The sequence below is a fragment of the Sphaerisporangium flaviroseum genome (assembly GCF_039537005.1).
Taxonomy (GTDB): domain Bacteria; phylum Actinomycetota; class Actinomycetes; order Streptosporangiales; family Streptosporangiaceae; genus Sphaerisporangium; species Sphaerisporangium flaviroseum.
This window is the reverse complement of sequence record NZ_BAAAZR010000008.1, coordinates 53451-73530: the sequence shown is the minus strand read 5'-3', so window position 1 is coordinate 73530 and position 20080 is coordinate 53451. Positions and strand designations below refer to the sequence as shown.

Sequence of the window (20080 nt, the reverse complement as noted above, 5' to 3'; positions counted from 1 at the left end):
GCATTTCGAACTCCGGAGGAACTCATGGGGATACTCGACGGGAAGGTCGCCCTCATCACGGGCGGGGCACGAGGCATGGGCGCCGCCCACGTCCGGCTGTTCCTCGATGAGGGAGCGCAGGTCGTCTTCGGTGACGTCCTGGAGGACGAGGGGAAGGCCCTCGCCGAGGAGACCGGCGCCGTCTACGTACGGCACGACGTGACCCGGCCGGAGGAGTGGGCACGGGCCGTGGAGGTCACCACCGAGACGTACGGCAAGCTGGACGTGCTGGTGAACAACGCGGGGATCCTGAAGTTCCGGCGCATCGCCGACATGACGGTGGAGGAGTACGAGCGGGTCCTCGATGTGAACCTCAAAGGCACCTGGCTCGGGGTGAAGTCGGTGATCGAGCCCATGAAGGCCGCCGGGCGCGGCTCCATCGTCAACATCTCGTCGGTCGAGGGCTTCATCGGGGCCGAGGGGATGTCGGCCTACGCGGCCTCGAAGTTCGGCGTGCGAGGGGTGACCAAGGCGGCCGCCCGTGAGCTGGCCGGGGCGAAGATCCGCGTCAACTCCGTCCATCCCGGAGCCATCAACACCTCCATGGCCATGGATCCGGAGATCATGGCAGAGGTGGACGGCGAGGCCTTCATCAAAGCCATGGTGATCAAGCGTTTCGCCAAGCCGGTGGAGGTCTCCCACGTGGTGGCGTTCCTGGCCTCCGACCGGTCCAGCTACTGCACCGGCAGCGAGTTCACCGTGGACGGCGGCATGCTCACCGGCGCGGGTTACTGACCCGGCCGGGCGGTCACGGCCACGCCCTCCGCCGGTGATCGCCCGATCACCGTGACGTCCTCCGCCGGCGATCGCCCGGCCACCGTCACGTCCTCCGCCGGCGATCGCCCGGCCACCGTCACGTCCTCCGGCGGCGGTCGCGAGGGCACCGCCGGCTGCCGGGAGCACGTGAACCAGATCGTCTTGCCGGCACCGCCCGGGACGGGCTCGACGCCCCATCTGTCGGTGAGCGCGGAGACGATCCGCAGGCCACGCCCGTGTTCCAGGTCCATCCCCGCCACGCGCAGCCGCGGCCATCCCGAGCCTCCGTCGGTCACGGCGCCGGCGAGGGTGCTGTGGCCCGCGCTGAGGACGAGGTGGATGGGCGGGCCGCCGTGGATGAGGGCGTTCCCCAGCAGCTCGGTGACGACGACCACCACGTCGTCGGTCAGGTCGTTCAGGTTCCACTCGGTGAGCGCCTCCCGGACCAGGGCGCGGCACTTGGCCGTGATGCTGGGGTCGGCGGGCAGCTCCCAGCGGGCCTCACGGGGGCAGGATGGGACGCTCGTCATCACGAATCTCCCTCGGCCGCTCGCGCCTTGGGGCGCGTCGGCCTCGTGACGGCCCCCGCACCCGATCAAGGAGGATCCGGGTAACGGGGCGGACCTTTACCTTCCGGTGGGCGGCATCCGCCTCAACAGGCGACCGGAAGGGGGCCGTCTGTAGGTCTGGGCGCCCGATCGGGCGCCGGGGCGCCCGAGGGTGGCGGAAACCGGCGATCCGGCCGCCGATTCTTCACAACACTTAGTAGTCGATAAAACGCTTTGGCTACTCTCGGTGTCGGCAATACGCATCCACGGGGGTCGGAGGGTACGCGATGCCACGTAAGCCACGCAGCCTCAAAGAGGAGATGGACCGCCTGACCACCGAGCTCCGCGAGCGGGGCTCCACATGGATCGAGGTGGCAGGCGAGTACCGGCGGCGCTACCGGCTCAACGCACGGCAGGCGTTCCGCGAGGCACACCGCTACACCCAGGACCGCGTAGTGGACGAGTGGAAGGCGCTGTGGCCTTCCGAGCCGTTCAGCGTGCGCAAGCTCGGCTCCTGGGAGGCGTGGCCCGGCGTCACCGGCAACGAGCCACCGGTCGCGGGGCTGAACCGGCTGGCCCGCATCTACGGGTGCAGGGCGTGCGACCTCGTCGACGGCGAGGATCACACGGGGAGCGACCAGAACGCGAATGTCGCCCGCAGGCGGGATATCCCGACTACACCTACCGCCGTTAACCTCACATTTAGCGACATTAAGGGCGTCTTGCCCGGTCAGCCGCTCCCCGGGCCGATGTCACCAGGAGAACTGCGTGATCGGGAGTTCGAGCAACTCGTCCACGCCTTCACGGATTGGGCAACCCAGATGAATCGACGTGACGTTCTCGCCCTGATCGGAGCCGCCGCCACCTCCGCCTACGCCTCGCCCCTCCTCGACCGGCTGAACGCCGACGAGTCGCAGCGGCTGACGATGGCGGCGGCCGATCCGAGCAGGGTCGACGACGCGACGATCGGCCATATCGAGGCCGTGTTACGGCACTGCACGCGCCAGGAGGACGCGCTCGGCCCCCAGGCGACGGTGGCCACCGTGCTCGCCCAGCAGCATCTCGTCGTCTCCCTGCTCTCCTCCGGGGTTCCGGAGCAGGTGCGCTCCAAGCTGCTGTCGCTGCTCGCCGACATCCGCCGCTGCACCGCGTGGATGCTGTTCAACCTCAACGACTTCAAGGGCGCCGACTACTACTACGCGCAGGCGCGCAACGCGGCCCACCAGGCCGACGACGACGCGATGTGCGGCATGGTGCTGGCCAACTGGAGCCAGCTCGCCACCTGGCGCGGCGACCCGCGCCTCGGCGTCGAGCATGCCCTGGGCGCGCTGGCCTGGGGTCAGCGGGCGGGCAGCAAGCTGCTGACCGCCTACGCCTGCGATGTGGGCGCCCGCGCCTACGCCGCCGTGGTCAGGCGCTCGGCCAAGGGGCAGCGCCGCGATGACCACACCCGATGCTTCCGGTCGGTCGACCAGGCTCAGCGAGAGCTCCACGGAGCCGACGCCGGTGACCCGGGCGCCCGGCTCGTCCCGTTCTACGGGGAGGGACAGTACCTGTCGACCAAGACCGGCTGCTTGCTGGACACCGGCGACCCGGCCCAGGCGCTCCAGCTGGCCGCGACCGCGGCGGCCGGCATCGACCCGGCCTTCGTCCGCAACGTCGCCTACATCCGGCTGAAGACCGCGCAGGCCCATCTCCAGCTCCGTGACGTCGAAGAGGCGTGCGAGGAGCTCGGGAAGGCGGCACGCCTGGCCGAGTACAACACCTCGCCGCGCCTGGCCCGGTCGATCATCGAGACACGCGAGAGGCTCAGCCCATGGCACCGCACCCGCAGCGTGGCCGCGCTCGACGAGCGTTTGCACGCCTCCCGCCTCATCGCCTGACCGCCTGGCGCGCGGCAATGAGGTGCTCACCTTAAGCGAAGATCACCCGGATGATAATGCATCGCCCTTGTGGTCCATGGACGGGCTGGTAAGCGATACATCGAGGGGCATGAACTCTTTCAGGTCCGGATGGCACGACATTCCCGTTGATCAACTGCGAACGATGACCAAGCCATCGTTAATGCCGAGAATTCCGCTTTTCGAGCGGACGAGAATGCCACGCGGCTCATTTCCGGAGTGCCAGAGCAGGGCTCCTGTCGTTTCCCGATCGTTATAGACGCGGGACATGCGCTCCGGGTTCATCTGGTGCCCTATACAGGCTGTTTCCCACCCGTTTACGAGTGCCAGCGAACTGTGCCCGCCCGGTGAAGGCGATATATGCCGCTCGTTGTACAGAATTTTACGGCAAAATCGGGAGAGGCCCGTCGGACGAGGCCGAGTCGGCGGCGGTGGAGCCCCGCGAGCGACGCCCGCCGCGGGACGGCAGCCTCGGTCTGCCGAGGGTGAGGAACGCCTCGGCCTGGAGCGCCGCGAGGCCGATGCGCGGCAGGTCGCGGGCCGTGGGGTACACCAGGAACCTCGGTTCCCAGTAGGGCTTGAACTTGGCGTTGAACTTGTACAGCGACTCGATCTGGAACCACCGCGACAAGAACACCAGGATGCCGCGCCAGGCGCGCAACACCGGGCCCGCGCCGAGCCGCTCCCCCCGGGCGAGCGCCGAGCGGAACATGGCGAAGTTCAGCGAGACCCTGGTCACGCCCAGGGCGGGAGCCGCCTGCAGGGCCTTGACGATCAGCAGCTCGTTGAGCCCCGGATCGGCGTCACGGTCGCGGCGCATCAGGTCGAGCGAGATGCCGCCGGCTCCCCAGGGGACGAAGTGCAGGATCGCCCGGATGTCTCCTCCGGGCAGGTCTCCGCCCTCCTCGCAGGCCTTGTGCGCCGTGACCACGACGCACTCGCCGTCGGCCGGGTCGCCGAAGCGGCCCAAGGCCATGGAGAACCCCCGCTCGGTCTCCGTGCCACGCCAGGAGCCCGCGGCCGTGCGGATCTGCTCCTTCTCCTCCTCACTGAGCTCGCGCACCCGGCGTACCAGGCACTTGTATCCCCCTCGCTCGGTGCGGTTGACCATCTGGCGGACGTTGCGCATGGCCCGCCCTTCGAGGCTGAAACCGGCGACCTCGACGATCGCCTCGTCGCCGATCTCGAGGGCGGACAGCCCCGCCTCGCGGGTCCAGATCTCGCCCCCGGCCTCGCTGCACCCGATGACGGCGGGGACCCAGGCGTGCCGCCTGACCTCCTCCATGAAGCGCTTGATCGCGCCGGGCCACGCCTCGATGTCGCCGATGGGATCGCCGCTGGCCAGCATCACGCCGGCGACCACGCGGTAGGCGATCACGGCCTTGCCGGAAGGGGAGAAGATCACGCTTTTGTCACGGCGCAGCGCGAAGTAGCCTAGCGAGTCGATCGCGCCGTGCCGGGCGAGCAGCGCGCGCACCCGCTTCTCGTCGTCGGCGCTGAGCGCGGCGACCGGCCGTTCGGGACGAAGGGCGAGGTAGAGCGTGGTGATCGCGGTCAGCGCGCCCAGCCCGGCCAGCGAGTAGTACACCAGGTCGGCCTTACGGTCGAGGGTGTACTGCACCGGCCCTTCCATGCCGATGAGGCCGAGGACGACGTGCTGCCACCGCTCGCCCACGGACGGACTGCCGACCATGGCCGACGGGTGGACGTTGACGACCAGCCAGCCGATGACCAGGTCGACGAGGCCGAGCGCGAGGAAGTTCCACAGGGCACGCCAGCGTGACCTGGGGTCGGACAGGGCATGGAACTCACGGCGATTGATCAGGAGAACGATGAACACCACCATGCTGATGACCGCGGTGGCCGACTGCCGCCAGCGCAGCGCCTCGACCAGCGCGCCCAGGGGCAGGAGCACGATCACGGCCCGCCAGGCACGCACCTTACGTCGGCGGAGCGCATGGGCCAGCATGACCAGCAGCACGCCGACCAGCAGCGAGGCCGCCGCCGCCAGCGTGGTGACGGTCCCCGGCAGGACACCGGCGATGGCGCTGACGCGGCTGCGGCGGAAATACGGGAACACGCCCCTGACGATGTCGAGTATCCCGACGATGAGCGCGGCGTATCCCGCCGCCGCCGGCACCCATGAGCGCGACGCCAGCATGCGGGAAAGGCGTGTCCGATCGTTCACGTGAGGACACACTAGAGGGTGAGGTCCGTGCGACGGGCGTCTCTGAAGTGATGCATCCTTACCCTGGCCCTATATCGATTGAGTAACTTTTGCTGGGCACTACCCTAAAAGACGCCGGGAGCGGCACCAAGACCGGGGGAGAGTTGAATTGGAACTCACAGCGATAAAGCTGGAGCTTCTGGTTGGCCTGTTCGCAGTAGCGGGCCTCGTGGCGTCAGTGTGGTGGATATGGCCGCGACTGAGCGTCCGCACCTGGCCGGCGATCGCGGGCCGCGTTGGAGTTCTTCTGGGGAACCAGATTCTCACGCTCGCGGCGCTTGCGCTCCTATTGAACAATTATTTCGGCTTCTACAGCAGTTGGGGCGATCTTTTCGGTACTAATGGGAGCATTGCCGCCCCGATCGTCCGTGACGACCAGAACGTCGATCCCGCGCAGGAGCCGGCGGGCAAGGTCCAGATCATCAGCAGCGCGCACGTGCCGCTGATCACCAGGGAAGGCGACACGGGCGGACGGCTGCAGCGGGTCGTGATCTCGGGTGCGACCTCCCGGCTGAGCTCGCCCGCGTACGTGTACCTCCCGCCGCAGTACTTCGAGAAGAAGTACGCCACCACCCGCTTCCCGGTGATCCTCGCCCTGACCGGCTATCCCGGCGACGCCGGCAACCTGGTCACGAGGATGAACCTCCCCACGCTCGCGGCCAAGGCCATCGACCGCAACGAGATGGTGCCGACGATCATGGTGCTCATGCGCCCGACCGTGGCGCCGCCTCGTGACACCGAGTGCATGGACGTGCCCGGCGGCCCCCAGGTCGAGACGTACTTCACCAAGGACCTTCGCGAGTCGATGGCCGCCACGTTCCGGGTCGGGACAGAGGCCGCCAACTGGGGCGTCCTTGGCGGTTCTACCGGTGGCTACTGTGCTCTGAAGATGAGCATGCGCCATCCGGAGGCGTTCTCCGCCGCGGTGGCCCTCTCCGGCTACTACAAGCCCCCGATCGACAGCACCACCGGCGACCTGTTCGGCGGCAGCCGTCAGCTCAAGGACCAGAACGATCTGATGTGGCGCCTCGGCAACCTGCCGCATCCGCCGATCTCCGTGCTGGTGACCAGCAGCAAGAAGGGCGAGTCGAACTACAAGGCGACGCTGGACTTCCTGGACGCCGTGAAGCCGCCGATGCAGGCGTCCTCGCTGATCCTCCCGAGCGGCGGGCACAACTTCAACACCTGGAACCGCGAGGTCCCGCAGGCGCTGCCCTGGCTCGCGCAGCAGCTCCACATGCCGGACGGCGGCACCTCCTCGGCCACGCCGACCCCGGCGTCGAGTCCCTCGTCCTGACCCGCGCGGGTGGAGCGTCGCCCTCCGGCGGGCGCGGGCCAGGCGTCTTCGGCGGTCTGGGCGGTTTCCGGTGGTCCGGGCAGTGCGGGTCAGCCGTTTTCGGTGGGCTGGTAGCCGTCCATCCACTGGGCGGGTGTGATGAACAGTGCGGTGGCCTCCACCAGGGTCTTGCCCTCCGACGAGACGATCGCGCCGTCGGCCCAGGTCTTGCGCCCCTCGCCGCGTGAGACGGCCGCGGAGGCCACCAGCGGCTCGCCGTAGGGCACCGGCTGCCGGTACCTGATGCTCAGCGTGCCGGTCACGCTGGGCCTGCCGGACGTGGCGACCGCGTCACCCAGCAGATGATCGAGGATCATCGCGCTGACGCCGCCGTGCACCGAGCCGGGCGGGCCCTCGTGCGCGGGGCGGAAGGTCACCTCGGCCCGGGAGACGCCGTCGGCGGTCCTTTCGATGACCAGCGGGAGGGCGTGCGGGTTGGCCTCGCCGGTGACGGCGTTGCCGAGGTGGCGGAACCGGCCGTCGGGCCCGAACTCGTGCGGCAGGGGGGTCGCGCGCCGGGTGGCGTTCAGCCGGTCGGCCAGCGCCACGATCTCGGCGGTCACCGCCGTCACCTCGTCCTCGGGCACGTCGGTCAGCACGACGGCGTCGACGAGTTCCCTCACCTGCTGGGCGAGCACAGTGAGGGCCGCCAGGCGGGCTTCGTCGCCGGACTCCTGAGGTACCACGAGATCGAGCGTCATGGGGGCAATTCTAGAACATGTTCTAGCCCACAACGTGCCACATGACCGATTTAGTCATGTTTGGGTAAAGGAATCCCATTAATGGCATGATCCGCCGGCGAGTGGTTTCGGCGCGAAAACCCCGGCGCCCACGGCGTTTCCGGCGCGCGGCCCTTCCGGACAAGGCGGGCCAGGGTCAAGACAAGGCCCTTTTGACCTCCTCTTTTCCTAGCTAACGTCCTCCTCCACAGAACACCTGACGTGCCCCGACGTCAGTGGCGCAAACCGGAAGGACCCCTCACTTCCCATGTCACCTGAACTGCAGAAGATGCTCGACCTGCTCCAGACCCAGCTCGGCTACAGCGAGCAGGGTGGCGGATACACGAAGTTCGGAGCCTGGTACGGCAAGACGGTCGAGTTCGACTCGGACTACTCCGCACAGCCCTGGTGCGACATGTTCCTGTCCTGGGCGGCCCACCAGCTCGGGTACGAGAAGTGGTTCGGACAGTTCGCGTACACCGTGAACCACGCCGAATGGTTCGTCGACCACGGCGCCTGGGGCACCACCCCCAAGCCGGGTGCCGTGGTCTTCTTCGACTGGGGCGGCTCCGACGTCGTCGACAACATCGACCACGTCGGCATGGTGGTCTCCGTCGACGGCCAGACCATCCACACGATCGAGGGCAATGTGGACGGCCGGTTCGTCAGGGAGAAGGTCAGGGACCAGAGCTACGTCGTCGGCTACGGCTATCCCGAGAAGGTCAAGGCCAAGTTGAGCGAGGTCACGGTGGTGACGAAGGCGTCGTTCGCCGGTCCCCAGGCCGGCGCGGCGCCCGCCGTACTCGCCGGGACGCGTTCCGCACAGGACGCTCCGGCGGCGGAGCCCATCGTTCCCGCGATGACCCTGGCCGCCGCGGAGTCCTCGATCCCGGCCACCGTCACGATGGGCATGCCGGCCGCGAACGGCATCGCCGGCGGCGTGGCGTCCCAGCAGGCGGACCTCGGCGCCGGCGCCCTGGTCGCTCCCGTGCTGATCGCCTCCCTGGTCCTGATCGCCTACTTCAAGGTCACGCACGCCTCCGTACGGCTGGCGCTGTCGATCGCCCGGCGAGGCCAGGACCGTCAGTCCGTGACGGCCGGGTCGCGGACGCCGTACCGGTCGGCGAACTCGGCCAGTTTCGCCACCGCGTCGCGGCCCCGCGTCCAGGGACGGACGATCATGCGGTCGACGCCGAGCCTCTCCCAGCCGCCGACCTCGTCCGGTCCCGTCAACGAGTAGGCGTGCGCGGTGACGGAGAAGGGGACCGCATCCGTGACCTCGCGAGTGGCGCGCATCGTGGCGAGCCGGTCGAGCTGCGGGCGGATCGACTCCAGCGTGTGCGGCATGCTGATCCAGCCGTCGCACCGGGTCGCCGCCCTCCGCAGGGCCGCGGCCGACTCGCCCCCGGACAGGATGGGAAGCCGTTCCTGGACCGGCTTGGGATCGAAGGCCACCTCAGGGAAGGTGAAGAAGCGTCCGGTGTGCGCGACGACCGGCTCCGACCACAGCCGCCTGGTCACCTCGATGGCCTCGTCCAGCCGGGGTCCACGCGTCGCGAAGTCCAGTCCGGCCGCCACCCACTCCCCCGGATACCACCCGGCGCCCACCCCGCAGATCGCCCGGCCGTCGGAGACGATGTCCAGCGTGGCGAAGGCCCGTGCCGAGACGAATGGGTGCCGCAGGGCGTAGAGGTGCACCGCGGTCCCGAGCCTCACCCGCGAGGTCAGCCCGGCCAGCCAGCACAGGTAGGCCGGAGCGTCGAAGAGCGGGGTCGCCGGAGAGATGCCCGGCTTGTCGGTGCCCGGATAGATGGCGAGGGACAGGTCCGTGGCGAAGACCAGATGCTCGGGCAGCCAGACCGACTCGAACCCCAGCTCGTCGGCGGCCACGGCCACGTCCTTCCACGCCGCTGGGTGCAGCAGCCCCAGCGGGACGCCGAATCTCACGCCCGCACCTCCTGGTGTCTCATGGCCATCTGCGCAGTTCGGGGGTGCCGAGGATCGCCGACCTGAGCCGAGAGCGGTGCAGGCCGGTGTTCCCGTAGGCCGACGCGAGCGACCAGACCCGGACCAGCCACAGCCGCAGGTCCAGCTCGTCGGTGTAGCCGATGGCGCCGTGCACCTGCAGCGCCACCCGGGCGGCCCGGTCGGCCGCCTCGCCGGCCGCCGCCTTGGCCGCGCTCACGTCCCGGTCGGCCGAAGGCAGGTCGCGGTCGGTGGCCAGCGCCGCCGCGTAGACCAGCGGCGCCGCGAAGTCGATCGCGATGGCGACGTCGGCGAGCTGGTGCTTGACCGCCTGGAAGCCCCCGACGGGCGTGCCGAACTGCTTGCGCGCCCGCGCGTACACCACGGTGGTCTCCAGCAGGTGCCGGGACAGGCCGATCAGCTGTGCCGCCACCGCGACCGTCACCGCCCGCAGGGCGGCGGGCCGGGCATGCGCCAGGCGGGTCCGCGGCGAGGGATCGAAGGCCACGGTGAACAGCCTGCGGACCGGGTCGACGCCGGGTTGCGGCGTCAGCCGCACGGCGTCGGCGGGCACCGCGTGGACCTCTCCGTCCTGCTCCAGGATCAGCAGGTCGGCGAGGTCGGCGTCCGGGGCGTAGACCTGGTCGCCGAGCCGCACGCTCGCGCGCGTCGTGCCCGCCGCCACCCCGGGCAGGGCGGACGCCGACGCGGCCGGATCGGTGGCGAGGAGTACGGGCGCGGCGGCGGCGGTCTCTGCGATCGGCCCGGGCAGGGCGGCCCTTCCCGTCTCCTCGAAGGCCAGGACCGCGTCGGTCATCCCGAGCCCCAGGCCTCCGTGGCGTTCGGGGACCAGCACGCCGAACAGGCCGAGCTTCGCCAGGTGCGGCCAGGCCGGCGTCCGGTCACCGCCCAGACCGGCCTCCCGTACGGCTCGCGGGGGGCAGTGGGCGCGCAGCACGTCCTTGACCGTCGCCGCCAGGGCGAGCTGGTCGTCGTTGAAGGCGAAGTTCATCGCGGCAGCCCGAGGACGCGCTCGGCGATGATGTTCCGCTGGATCTCGTTGGTGCCCGCGTAGATGGGACCGGCGAGGGCGAACAGGAAGCCGTCCAGCCACCGCCCGCCGTCCGCCGAGTCGGGAGCGCCACCGGAGAGCAGCCCGCGCTGGCCGAGCAACTGGAGGGCGAGCGTGTGCATGCGCAGGTCCAGCTCGGACCAGAAGACCTTCCCCATACTGGACGCGGATCCGATCTCCTCTCCGGCGGCGAGCCTGCGCGCGGTGCCGAAGGTGTGCAGCCGGTAGGCCTCGGCGTCGAGCCAGGCCCGCGCCACCTGGTCGGCCAGCACCGGGTCGGGGTTGAGGCCGCGTGCCAGCCGTACGAGCCGGTCGGCGGTGGCGAGAAAGCGGCCGGGGCTGCGCAGCGTGAGGCCGCGCTCGGAGGACGTGGTGGCCATGGCGATGCGCCAGCCCTCCCCCGGCGCGCCGAGCACCTGGTCGTCGGGCACGAACACCCCGTCGAAGAACAGCTCGGCGAATCCGTGCTCGCCGTCGAGCTGGGCGATCGGGCGGACCGTGACCTCAGAGAGCGGGAACATGAAGTAGGTGAGGCCCCGGTGGCGGGCCGACTCCGGGTCGGACCGGAAGAGCCCGAAGCCCCAGTCCGCGTGGGCCGCCCGGGAGCTCCAGGTCTTCTGCCCGTATAAGCGCCAGCCTCCGTCGACGCGCTCGGCGCGCGAGCGCAGGGAGGCGAGGTCGCTGCCGGCCTCGGGCTCCGACCACGCCTGCGCCCAGACGTCGTCGGCCCGTGCCATCCTGCCGAGGAACCTCTCGCGCTGGGCCGAGGTGCCCGACGAGAACAGAGTGGGGGCGAGCAGGAAGATGCCGTTCTGGCTCACCCTGCCGGGCGCGCCCGCCGCCCAGTACTCCTCCTCGAAGATCAGCCACTCCACCAGGGACGCGCCCCGCCCGCCGTACTCGTGCGGCCAGCTCACGACGGAGTATCGCTCGGTGGCGAGAAGGCGTTCCCACTCCCGGTGCGCCTGGAAGCCCTTGGCGGTGTCCATGGAGGGAAGCGGCGGGTCGGGCACGTGCGCCGCCAGCCAGCCGCGCACCTCCGCGCGGAACTCCTGCTCCGCCGGCGTGAAGTCCAGATCCACATGCCCTCCGTAGGTCGGCGCCTAACCAACCTAGCGCACGCTTGGTGAGCTGGCCATGCCCGATTCGCGGGTGATCAGGCGGGGCCCGCGCATGACTTGGAGGGCGCCGCGAGTAGCGTCGAGAATGACCCCGACCGGAGTGGGCAGCCATGGATTACACCGGATTTCTCGCCATCGTCCAGCATGAGGCGGGCCTCGACCGGCAGGCCGCCGAGACCGCCGCCCGCGTCACACTGGAGACGCTCGCCCAGCGGCTGACACCAGCCCAGGCCCAGGCCCTCGCCGCGCATCTTCCGGACGAGCCGGCACGGTGGCTACAGCAGGGCAACGACCAGGGGAACCTCTACGCCGACGAGTTCCTGCGCTGGGTCGCCCAGCGCGAGGGCGTCGACGTCCTCACGGCGGAGCGGCACGTGAACGCGGTCCTCCTGGCTCTGAGCAGGGCTGTGCCGGCCACCGTGTTCACCCGCGTGGTGTCGGAGCTCCCCGAGGACTACCAGGTCCTCATCGACAGGGCCCTGGCCCCGGTCCACGTGTCCGTCCCGCTGGAGCAGTTCCTGGACGGGGTCGCCCGCCGTGCCCGGCTCAACCGCAGGGACGCGTGGCGGGCCACCGAGGCGGTGCTGGAGACGCTGGCGGAGCGGGTCAGCGGCGGAGAGGTACGCGACCTGATGGAGGAACTCCCCGCCGAGCTGTCCTCGGCGCTGGAACGCGGCAACGACCGGAGCCAGGACGCCGCCAGGCCGATGCCGCTGGACGAATTCCTCTCCCTGGTGGCGGAGCGGGAGGGAGGGGTGCCCGTGGACAAGGCCCGCGCGCACACCCGAGCCGTCTTCGCGACCCTGCGCGACACGCTCACCAAGAAGGAGTTCCACGACCTCACCTCGCAACTGCCTCGCGTATACGTGGCGGAGCTCGCAACGGCGTGAATGGAATTTCCCCCAAGGCTTAAACGCACCCAGTGATGATACGTCGGCGAACCCGCATTGACGGCGGGTAGGCGAGAGCCCAGCATTGCCGCGAGGCACGGAAACGCCCTCTCCCACCTCCGGGAGGTCCCTGCACTTTGGCGCGTCCTCCCTCGTCAACCCCGCTGTACGCTGCAGATTTCGTCGTATCAGAGGCTGCGGTTCTCTCTCTGGCTCCGAACCCCGAGCTTTTGTGCCGAGCCCCGGGCACGACATCTCGCGCCCGTTCTCCATTCCTTTCAACGTATGTGAAGAAAGGCTGGTTCGGCGCGCGAAACCCCTTTTCACATGCCCCCGTGTGGAGACGCCAGATGCATCACCACAGCAATCCCCTGTCGCAACGATCGCCGTCGACCAGCACCCGAAGAGTCTCTCGCCGCAGGCGGGGCAGGGCGTCGATCTCCATCGCCTGCGCCCTGCTGTTCGTGCTGAGCGGGGTGGTCACGGCCACCGAGGCCGGCGCCGCCGTCCCGTTCGAGGTGCAGAGCCTGGACGGCAGCGGGAACAACGTCGCCAACCCCACATCGGGGAAGGCGGGCACCGCCTACTCACGGGTGGCTCCTGCCCGTTACGCCAACGGAGTGAGCACCCCGTCGACCGGGCCCAATTCCCGCTTCCTCAGCAACCGGCTCTTCAACGACGTCGACCAGAACGTCTTCTCCGAGCGGCGGGTCACCCAGTGGGGCTTCACGTGGGGCCAGTTCCTCGATCACACGATGGGCCTGCGCGATGATGCCGGTCCGACCGCGACCGCGGCGAACATCCCCTTCAACAGCGCGGACCCGCTCGAAACCTTCACCAACACCCTCGGCGTCATCCCCTTCACCCGCTCGGCGGCCACCGCGGGAACCGGCACCACCACGGCCAACCCACGCCAGCAGACCAACACGGTCAGCTCCTACCTCGACGCGTGGGCGGTCTACGGCGGCACCAGCCAGCGACTCGAATGGCTGCGCGAGGGTTCCGTGGACGGCAACCTCGCCAACAACAACGCCCGCCTGCTGATACCCGGCGGCTACCTGCCCCGGCGTAGCAGCCGTGGCGACGCGGCGACCGCGCCGGCCATGCAGGTCGACGGCAGGCTGCTGGGGAACCCGGCCAACGCGGTGGTCGCCGGAGACGTGCGGGCCAACGAGAACGTGGCGCTGACCGCGACTCACACGTTGTTCGCACGGGAGCACAACCGGATCGTCTCCCTGCTGCCGAGCTCCCTGTCGGAGGAGGACAAGTTCCAGATCGCCCGGCGCCTGGTCATCGCCGAGCAGCAGTACGTCACCTATAACGAGTTCCTCCCCGCCTTGGGGGTCAGCCTGCCGCGCTACACCGGTTACAAGCCCAATGTGAACTCCAACCTGACCAACGAGTTCGCCACGGTGGGCTACCGGGCGCACAGCCAGATCCACGGTGAGATCGAGCTGGACACCGAGGCCGCCCGCTACACGGCCGCACAGCTCGCGGCCTTCGAGGCACAGGGCATCGAGGTCGCCACCGAAGGCGACGACGTCGCGCTGGCGATCCCCCTCAACGTGGCCTTCTTCAACCCCGGCCTGGTGCCCTCCCTCCAGCTCGGCCCGCTGCTCAAGGCCATCGGCGCGGAGTCGGAGTACAAGAACGACGAGCAGATCGACAACCAGCTCCGCAGCGTGCTCTTCCAGGTTCCCGTCTCGGGCAACCCGGAGTGCCTCGACGGGCCGGCCCTGCCCGAGTGCTTCAGAGGTGTGGTCGACCTCGGCGCGATCGACATCGAGCGTGGCCGCGATCACGGGATGCCGACCTACAACCAGCTGCGCCAGGCATACGGGCTCGCGCCGCGGACGAGCTTCGCGGCGATCACCGGTGAGGCGTCGGACCTCTTCCCGTCCGACCCGCTGCTGACCCCCGGCAACGAGATCAACGACCCCGACAGCCTCGGCTTCACCCAGCTCTTCGACATCGACGGCGCGCCGGTCGCGCTCGGTGAGGACGGTGCGACGAGGTCCGTACGCCGCACCCCGGTGGCGGCACGGCTGCGGGCGGTCTACGGGAACGTGAACGCCGTGGACGCCTTCACCGGCATGGTGGCAGAACCGCACGTCGCCGGCACCGAGTTCGGCGAGTTGCAGCTCGCCATCTGGGCGAAGCAGTTCCAGGCCCTGCGTGACGGCGACCGGTTCTTCTACGGCAACGACCCCGGGCTCAGCTTCATCAGGCAGCAGTACGGGATCGACTACCGGCGGTCGCTGGCGCAGATCATCTCCTCCAACACCGACATCCCGGCCTCCGGTCTCAACGCGAACGTCTTCCTCGTCCCCGACGCCGACCTGCCCGCGGCGACGTGCCAGGTCGCCTACTCGATCGTCACCTCGTGGCCGGGGAACTTCCAGGCCACCATGGAGATCACCAACCTGCGTGCGACCCCGGTCAACGGCTGGACCCTCCGGTGGCAGTTCGCGAACGGGCAGACGTTCACCCAGCTCTGGAACGGCGTCGCCTCGCAGGCGGGGTCGGCCGCCACGGTGACCAACCAGAGCTTCAACGCGACCATCCCCGCGGGCGGCACTCTCACCGGGGTGGGGTTCAACGCCAGGTGGGATGACGCCACCAATGCGAAACCGCCCAACTTCACCCTCAACAACCTTCGCTGCGCCCTCCGCTAGCGCCGGGCGCTCGCCGTGGACGGGCGGGCCGGGCACAGACCGTATGCGGCCGTGCCCGGCCCGACCTCCGCGTTCAGCGGTCCACCCCGCGAGACCTCTCGTGATCGGGCACCTAGTCCACGATCCCCTGGACGACGCCCAGTTGGTAGGCGATGGTCAGCGTCTCCGACCTGTTCTTGGCGCCCAGTTTCCTGAACAGCCGGGCCTGGGTGTTCTCCACGGTCTTGGAGGCGATGCCGAGTGTGCGGGCGGTCTGGCGGATGGTGTGCCCGCAGGCGATGGAGCCGAGGATGTCCCGCTCCCGCGGGGTGAGCTTCACGGTCCACGAAAGATCTCCCACGCCGCTCTCCGAGGGGTCGAAGGGGAGCTTTCCGACGTACGCCGAGCTCATGACGAAGTATCGCCCGGCCACCAGGGGTAAGACCGTGCCAAGATCGCGGCGTAGCTCGTCCCCCCAGAGCAGCGCTCGCGCGCCTCGGCGGAGCGCGTCCATCACCGCGGTGAGGGCCGGCGGTGTTGATCGTACGATGATGACCGGAGCGCCCAGGCGTGCGGGCAGCGTCCAGTCGTGGGCGGTGGGGTCCATGAGCAGCACCGTCAGCGTGCCCCGATGCCAGCGCATCCAGTGATCGCCGCCCAGCTCTCGCGTGCGGGTGAGGACGAACGACGTGCCGCACCCGAGTAGAGCGATCACCACGTGCTGCAGGCAGGTGCCCGGCGCCGCGTGCACCACCACGAGTTCCGGACGACCGGCTTCGGGCCGGAGCCGCGCGACCCAGCCGGCGTTCCTCGGAAGGTCGAACAGACCGAGCGCGATCGCGCGGGCCACCGCGTGGCTCTGGGTGCCGACGCCGAGCTTCTGGTAGAGGTGCCGCTTGTGACTTTCGACGGCGCGTGGGCGGATCTTCAGCCGCTTGGCGATCTCCGGGACACTGTACCCGCAGCCGATCAACGAAAGGACGGTCAACTCCAGGCCGGTGAGAACATTGACCGATTTGCCACCGGCATCAGGCGGATGAAATACATGGCCGGTCTCGTCCATGATGGCTCAGGCTTCGTTCGTCATGCGGTCCGCCACCCTGTCCTGGTGGACGCTCCGGGAGGGTGCGATCATCCCTACAGAGTCGAACGATTAACCCGGGTTGTCAACAAATATGACTCTTCCGATAGGTCGATCAGGCTACGGATGGGAAACTTTCAGCAGCCCACGCACCAGAGGCTCTTCGGATGCCTAGCGATGTGAGTGAGCGACATCCACCCAAGAAGCAGGGGACATCCGCCGCAGTCGGCCTGACCTCCGCCACACCATGTGACAGCGGTCAGCCCAGGTAAGCGGCGCGGACCGAGGGGTCGTCCCTTATCTCGGCCGGGGTGCCGGTGGCGATGACCTTCCCGAGGTCCAGGACGATGAGGCGGTCGCAGGTGTCCATCACGAAGCCCATGTCGTGCTCGACCAGCAGCACCGTGGTGTCCAGGGCCGCGATGATCTCCTTCAGGCGGGCGGTCTGGTCGCCGTCCAGACCGGAGGTGGGCTCGTCCAGCAGGAGAACCTCCGGCCGGTCGGCCAGTGCGCGGGCCAGCTCGACCAGCCGGCGGCGGCCGATGGGCAGCGTGGCGGCGTAGGCGTCGCGGAGATCGGCGAGCCCGCACAGGTCGAGTACCTCATCGACCCGCCGGCGTCGCTCTCCTTCGCGGGCCCGGCGTGCGGGCCAGGCCACCAGGTCCGCCGGCAGCCCTCCGCCGCCGCCGCGCCACTCCATGGCCGCGAGCACGTTGTCGGCCACGGTGAGGCGGCCGAACACCTGGGTGCGCTGGAAGGTGCGGCGCACGCCCGCACGGGCGCGCCGTACGGCGGGGACGTCGGTCACGTCCCGGTCCCCCAGGCGGACCGAACCGCTGCTCGGCCGCCGCAGCCCGGACACGACGTCGAACAGCGTCGTCTTCCCGGCGCCGTTGGGGCCGATGACCCCGCAGATCTGCCCGGCGGGCACCTCGAACGACACCTCGCCGAGCGCCTTGACCCCTCCGAACGACACCGAGACGTTCTCGACGGCGATCATGAGACTCCCAGGTAGGCGGTGGTGAGACGGTCCGGGTCGACGTCGGAGCGCGGCCCGGTCCAGGTGATGCGGCCGAGTCGCATGAACGCCACCCGGTCGGCGACGCGCAACGTCTCGGTGGCCTTCTCCTCGACCAGCAGCAGGGCCACCCCTCGCTCCCTCAGCTCGGTGAACAGGGTGAAGATCTGCTCGACGATGAGCGGGGCGAGGCCCAGCGACGGCTCGTCGGCGATCAGCACCCGGGGCGGCCGGATCAGGGCCGGCGCCAGGGTGAGGAGTTGCTGCTCGCCGCCCGAGAGCGCTCCGGCCGCGAGATGGCGGCGGGCCGCGAGCTGCGGCAGCCGTTCGTAGACCGGATCGGGGTCGGAGAGCCATGTCCGGAGGTTCTCCTCCACCGTCAGCCCGGGGAACACCCCCCGGCCTTCGGGGGCGAGGAGCACCCCCTGCCTGGCCCGGCGGTGGGCGGGCCAGGCCGTGACGTCGATCCCGTCGAGCCGTACGCGTCCGGCCGTGACGGGCAGATCGCCCGCGGCGACCGCACAGGTGGTGGACTTGCCCGCGCCGTTCGCGCCGAGCAGGGCCACGACCTCCCCCGGCCAGACGACGAGGTCCACGCCCCGCAGTACGGTCACGTCGCCGTACCCGGCCACGACCGACTCCAGCGCGAAGACCGGCGCCCTGTCGTGATCGGTCGCCTGGGGCGCGGACACCTGGCCGGCCTCTCGCGGCGCGGGCGCGCGTTCCTGGGCGGATCCCCCCTCCAGCGCGGTGGCCCGGGATCGGGCGACTTCGCGTTGCGGGGCGGTGGCGCTCGTCCGGTCGAGGCGGCGTCGCCGCCTGCGGTGACGGATCTCGGCCATCTGGGCGAGCACGCCGTCGGGGTGCTTGGCGAGGATCATGCCGCCGGTGCCGAACAGGATCGCCCCGACATGCGCTGATACTTCGAAGTTGGAGAGGATCTCCGGGAACGCCGCCGCCACGACTCCCGCGAGCACCGCGCCACCGATCCGGCGCACGCCCTGGAGCACCACCACGGCGAGCCACAGGAAACCCGCGAAGGCGGGCAGGTCGGTGGCGGTGACCGAGCCCTTGAACGTGGCGAACAGCACGCCGCCCAGACCGGCGATCATCGAGGCCAGCGCGAACAGAAGGATCTTGGTCCGCGGCGCCGAGATGCCGGACGTGGTCGCGGCGGCGGGCGCCGATCGTACCGCCAGGATCGCGCGGCCGGACGCCGACCGTTCCAGGTTGCGGACCAGCACCCCGATGAGGCCGATCAGGACCAGCGGCAGCACCACCCGCACGCGCGGGTCGGTGGTGTCGGCGAAGCCGAAGCCGAGCGCCGGCAGCGGCCACCCGATCGTGCCGTTGCTGAAGGCGTCGATCTGGAACAGCACCTGGTCGGCCAGCAGCGCGAGGGCCAGCGTCGCGAGCGTCAGTATCCGCCCGCCGAGCCGAAGGGCCGGCAGCGCGACCAGGACGCCGACCGCGGTGGCCGCCAGCACCCCGATCGCGATGGCCAGGATCAGCGGCAGCCCGGAGGAGAAGGCCCAGCCGCAGGTCAGCGCCGCCATCGCCGCGAACGACGCCTGGGCCAGGTTGACCATGCCGCCGATGCCGGTCACCACGACGAACGAGCAGAAGATCAGTGCCAGGACCAGCCCTTGCGCCAGGATGCCGACGTAGTACTCGTCTGCGGTGAACGTCCAGGCCAGCAGCGCCACGGTCGCGACGATCCAGGGGGCGCGGCGCCGCCAGAGCGGCAGGTCGGCCAGGTAGTCGGGCGGTGGGGCGTCCTCGGAGGCGGATCCGGCCACCCGTTCCCGCGAGCGGTTCAGCAGGACCAGCCCGACGAACAGCAGGAGAACGGGCACGGCTGTACGCAGGCCGGTGACGTTCTCCGCGAAGTCGGCGTAACCCGCGACCAGGTTCTGCACGACGCCCAGTCCGAGACCGGCGGCGAACGTCACCGGGATCGAGCTCAGCCGCCCGAACACCGCCGCGGTCGCCGACACGAACAGCATGACCGTGAAGGCCGTCGAGTCCAGGCCGATCGTGGGGACGGCCAGCACGCCGGCGAGCCCGGCCAGCGTGGATCCGAGCATCCAAGCGAGCGCCGAGGAGGCGTCCGCGTCGATCCCACGCAACGTGGCGAGCCGCCGCCGGTCGACGGAGGCCCGCATGCGCAGGCCGTACGGCGTGTGCCGCATGAACGCCCACAGCCCGGCGGCGGCGAGCACGGCGAAGCCGAAGGTGATGAGCTGGTCGGAGTCGAGCCGGACGCCGCCGAACTCGACGGTGACCGGCGGGTACGGGCCGAGGCCGCGCGGCAGGGCGGTGGCGTCGGCCGCCGCCAGCACCCCGCCGGACAGTTCGACGATCCACAGGCCGATGGCGGGAAGGGCGATCGTCAGGCCGATGGTGCCGACGATCTGCGCCGTCTCGCCGGCCTGGGCGAGACCCCTGAACATCGCCTTGTGCAGCACGTAGCCGAGCCCGGGGGCGAACAGGACGAGCGAGACCAGGCCCGCCGCCCACGTGGGCCGGCCGAACCCGACCGTGAGCTCGTAGAAGACGAGAGCGGTGAGGAAGCCGATGGCGCCGTGGGCGAAGTTGAACACGCCCGTCGCCGAGTACGACAGGGTCAGTCCCGACGCCATCACCGCGAAGATGGCGCCGGTGACCAGACCGCTGAGAATGTAGCCGAGAAGCTCCGACATGGATCCCCCTGGTGTCAACCATCAGACGCCGGAGTCGCCTCCGGCGCCAGA

General features: G+C 69.9%; 14 protein-coding genes and 1 pseudogene. 6 read left to right on the top strand and 9 right to left on the bottom strand.

Annotated elements, in window-relative coordinates; all coding sequences use genetic code 11:
* Positions 1-24 precede the first annotated feature (24 nt).
* Positions 25-774: a glucose 1-dehydrogenase gene (locus tag ABD810_RS16705; protein WP_344940202.1), complete on the top strand. Its 750-nt coding sequence runs from the start codon at positions 25-27 to the stop codon at positions 772-774.
* Here the strand turns inward: ABD810_RS16705 and ABD810_RS16700 are convergent.
* Entirely contained in the window at positions 768-1325 is a 558-nt protein-coding gene (locus ABD810_RS16700; protein WP_344940199.1) for an ATP-binding protein, read from the bottom strand. The genes ABD810_RS16705 and ABD810_RS16700 overlap by 7 nt on opposite strands.
* A gap of 305 nt (positions 1326-1630) precedes the next feature.
* Between ABD810_RS16700 and ABD810_RS16695 the strand changes: the two genes are divergently transcribed.
* Complete coding sequence (locus ABD810_RS16695) at positions 1631-3226, top strand: NsdA family TPR-like regulatory protein (RefSeq protein WP_344940196.1); 1596 nt, start codon at positions 1631-1633, stop codon at positions 3224-3226.
* Positions 3227-3626: 400 nt separating this feature from the next.
* Here ABD810_RS16695 and ABD810_RS16690 read toward each other — a convergent pair whose 3' ends face one another.
* The gene (locus ABD810_RS16690) at positions 3627-5432 is read right to left on the bottom strand and encodes a phosphatidylglycerol lysyltransferase domain-containing protein (protein ID WP_344940193.1); all 1806 of its coding nucleotides are present in this window, start codon (positions 5430-5432) and stop codon (positions 3627-3629) included.
* 328 nt (positions 5433-5760) lie between these two features.
* Between ABD810_RS16690 and ABD810_RS16685 the strand changes: the two genes are divergently transcribed.
* The gene (locus ABD810_RS16685; RefSeq protein WP_344940190.1) at positions 5761-6768 is read left to right on the top strand and encodes an alpha/beta hydrolase; all 1008 of its coding nucleotides are present in this window, start codon (positions 5761-5763) and stop codon (positions 6766-6768) included.
* Between the two features lie 89 nt (positions 6769-6857).
* Here the strand turns inward: ABD810_RS16685 and ABD810_RS16680 are convergent, their stop codons facing one another.
* Positions 6858-7508, bottom strand: a complete 651-nt coding sequence (locus ABD810_RS16680) for a PaaI family thioesterase (RefSeq protein WP_344940187.1) — start codon at positions 7506-7508, stop codon at positions 6858-6860.
* Positions 7509-7794: 286 nt separating this feature from the next.
* Between ABD810_RS16680 and ABD810_RS16675 the strand changes: the two are divergent.
* Positions 7795-8163, top strand: a pseudogene (locus ABD810_RS16675) (CHAP domain-containing protein); the annotation flags it as partial.
* A gap of 446 nt (positions 8164-8609) precedes the next feature.
* On the opposite strand, the gene ABD810_RS16670 reads toward ABD810_RS16675, so the two are convergent.
* From ABD810_RS16670 to ABD810_RS16660, 3 genes are read right to left on the bottom strand one after another with little or no spacing between them, the layout of a single operon-like run.
* Positions 8610-9473, bottom strand: a complete 864-nt coding sequence (locus ABD810_RS16670; protein WP_344940184.1) for a TIGR03619 family F420-dependent LLM class oxidoreductase — start codon at positions 9471-9473, stop codon at positions 8610-8612.
* A gap of 19 nt (positions 9474-9492) precedes the next feature.
* The gene (locus ABD810_RS16665) at positions 9493-10503 is read right to left on the bottom strand and encodes an acyl-CoA dehydrogenase family protein (protein WP_344940181.1); all 1011 of its coding nucleotides are present in this window, start codon (positions 10501-10503) and stop codon (positions 9493-9495) included.
* Positions 10500-11645, bottom strand: a complete 1146-nt coding sequence (locus tag ABD810_RS16660; protein WP_344940178.1) for an acyl-CoA dehydrogenase family protein — start codon at positions 11643-11645, stop codon at positions 10500-10502. The genes ABD810_RS16665 and ABD810_RS16660 overlap by 4 nt, the downstream gene beginning before the upstream one ends.
* A gap of 149 nt (positions 11646-11794) precedes the next feature.
* Between ABD810_RS16660 and ABD810_RS16655 the strand changes: the two genes are divergently transcribed.
* Together ABD810_RS16655 and ABD810_RS16650 are read left to right on the top strand one after the other, a co-directional pair.
* Complete coding sequence (locus tag ABD810_RS16655) at positions 11795-12574, top strand: DUF2267 domain-containing protein (RefSeq protein ID WP_344940175.1); 780 nt, start codon at positions 11795-11797, stop codon at positions 12572-12574.
* 350 nt (positions 12575-12924) lie between these two features.
* Positions 12925-15249: a peroxidase family protein gene (locus ABD810_RS16650; RefSeq protein ID WP_344940173.1), complete on the top strand. Its 2325-nt coding sequence runs from the start codon at positions 12925-12927 to the stop codon at positions 15247-15249.
* A gap of 112 nt (positions 15250-15361) precedes the next feature.
* On the opposite strand, the gene ABD810_RS16645 is transcribed toward ABD810_RS16650, so the two are convergent.
* The 3 genes from ABD810_RS16645 to ABD810_RS16635 all read right to left on the bottom strand — a co-directional run bounded on the left by ABD810_RS16645 (position 15362) and on the right by ABD810_RS16635 (position 20029).
* Positions 15362-16291, bottom strand: coding sequence for a LuxR C-terminal-related transcriptional regulator (locus tag ABD810_RS16645; protein WP_344940170.1), 930 nt, complete (start codon positions 16289-16291; stop codon positions 15362-15364).
* 277 nt (positions 16292-16568) lie between these two features.
* Entirely contained in the window at positions 16569-17309 is a 741-nt protein-coding gene (locus ABD810_RS16640) for an ABC transporter ATP-binding protein (RefSeq protein WP_344940167.1), read from the bottom strand.
* On the bottom strand, positions 17306-20029 hold the full coding sequence (locus ABD810_RS16635; RefSeq protein ID WP_344940164.1) for an ABC transporter permease subunit: 2724 nt from the start codon (positions 20027-20029) through the stop codon (positions 17306-17308). Before ABD810_RS16635 ends, ABD810_RS16640 begins: the two co-directional genes overlap by 4 nt.
* Between the last annotated feature and the right edge of the window lie 51 nt (positions 20030-20080).

Coding starts and splice junctions, on each gene's coding strand:
- ABD810_RS16705 (WP_344940202.1), top strand. CDS start 25: ATGGGGATACTCGACGGGAAGGTCGCCCTCATCACGGGCGGGGCACGA.
- ABD810_RS16700 (WP_344940199.1), bottom strand. CDS start 1,325: ATGACGAGCGTCCCATCCTGCCCCCGTGAGGCCCGCTGGGAGCTGCCC.
- ABD810_RS16695 (WP_344940196.1), top strand. CDS start 1,631: ATGCCACGTAAGCCACGCAGCCTCAAAGAGGAGATGGACCGCCTGACC.
- ABD810_RS16680 (WP_344940187.1), bottom strand. CDS start 7,508: ATGACGCTCGATCTCGTGGTACCTCAGGAGTCCGGCGACGAAGCCCGC.
- ABD810_RS16665 (WP_344940181.1), bottom strand. CDS start 10,503: ATGAACTTCGCCTTCAACGACGACCAGCTCGCCCTGGCGGCGACGGTC.
- ABD810_RS16655 (WP_344940175.1), top strand. CDS start 11,795: ATGGATTACACCGGATTTCTCGCCATCGTCCAGCATGAGGCGGGCCTC.
- ABD810_RS16650 (WP_344940173.1), top strand. CDS start 12,925: ATGCATCACCACAGCAATCCCCTGTCGCAACGATCGCCGTCGACCAGC.
- ABD810_RS16645 (WP_344940170.1), bottom strand. CDS start 16,291: ATGGACGAGACCGGCCATGTATTTCATCCGCCTGATGCCGGTGGCAAA.
- ABD810_RS16640 (WP_344940167.1), bottom strand. CDS start 17,309: ATGATCGCCGTCGAGAACGTCTCGGTGTCGTTCGGAGGGGTCAAGGCG.
- ABD810_RS16635 (WP_344940164.1), bottom strand. CDS start 20,029: ATGTCGGAGCTTCTCGGCTACATTCTCAGCGGTCTGGTCACCGGCGCC.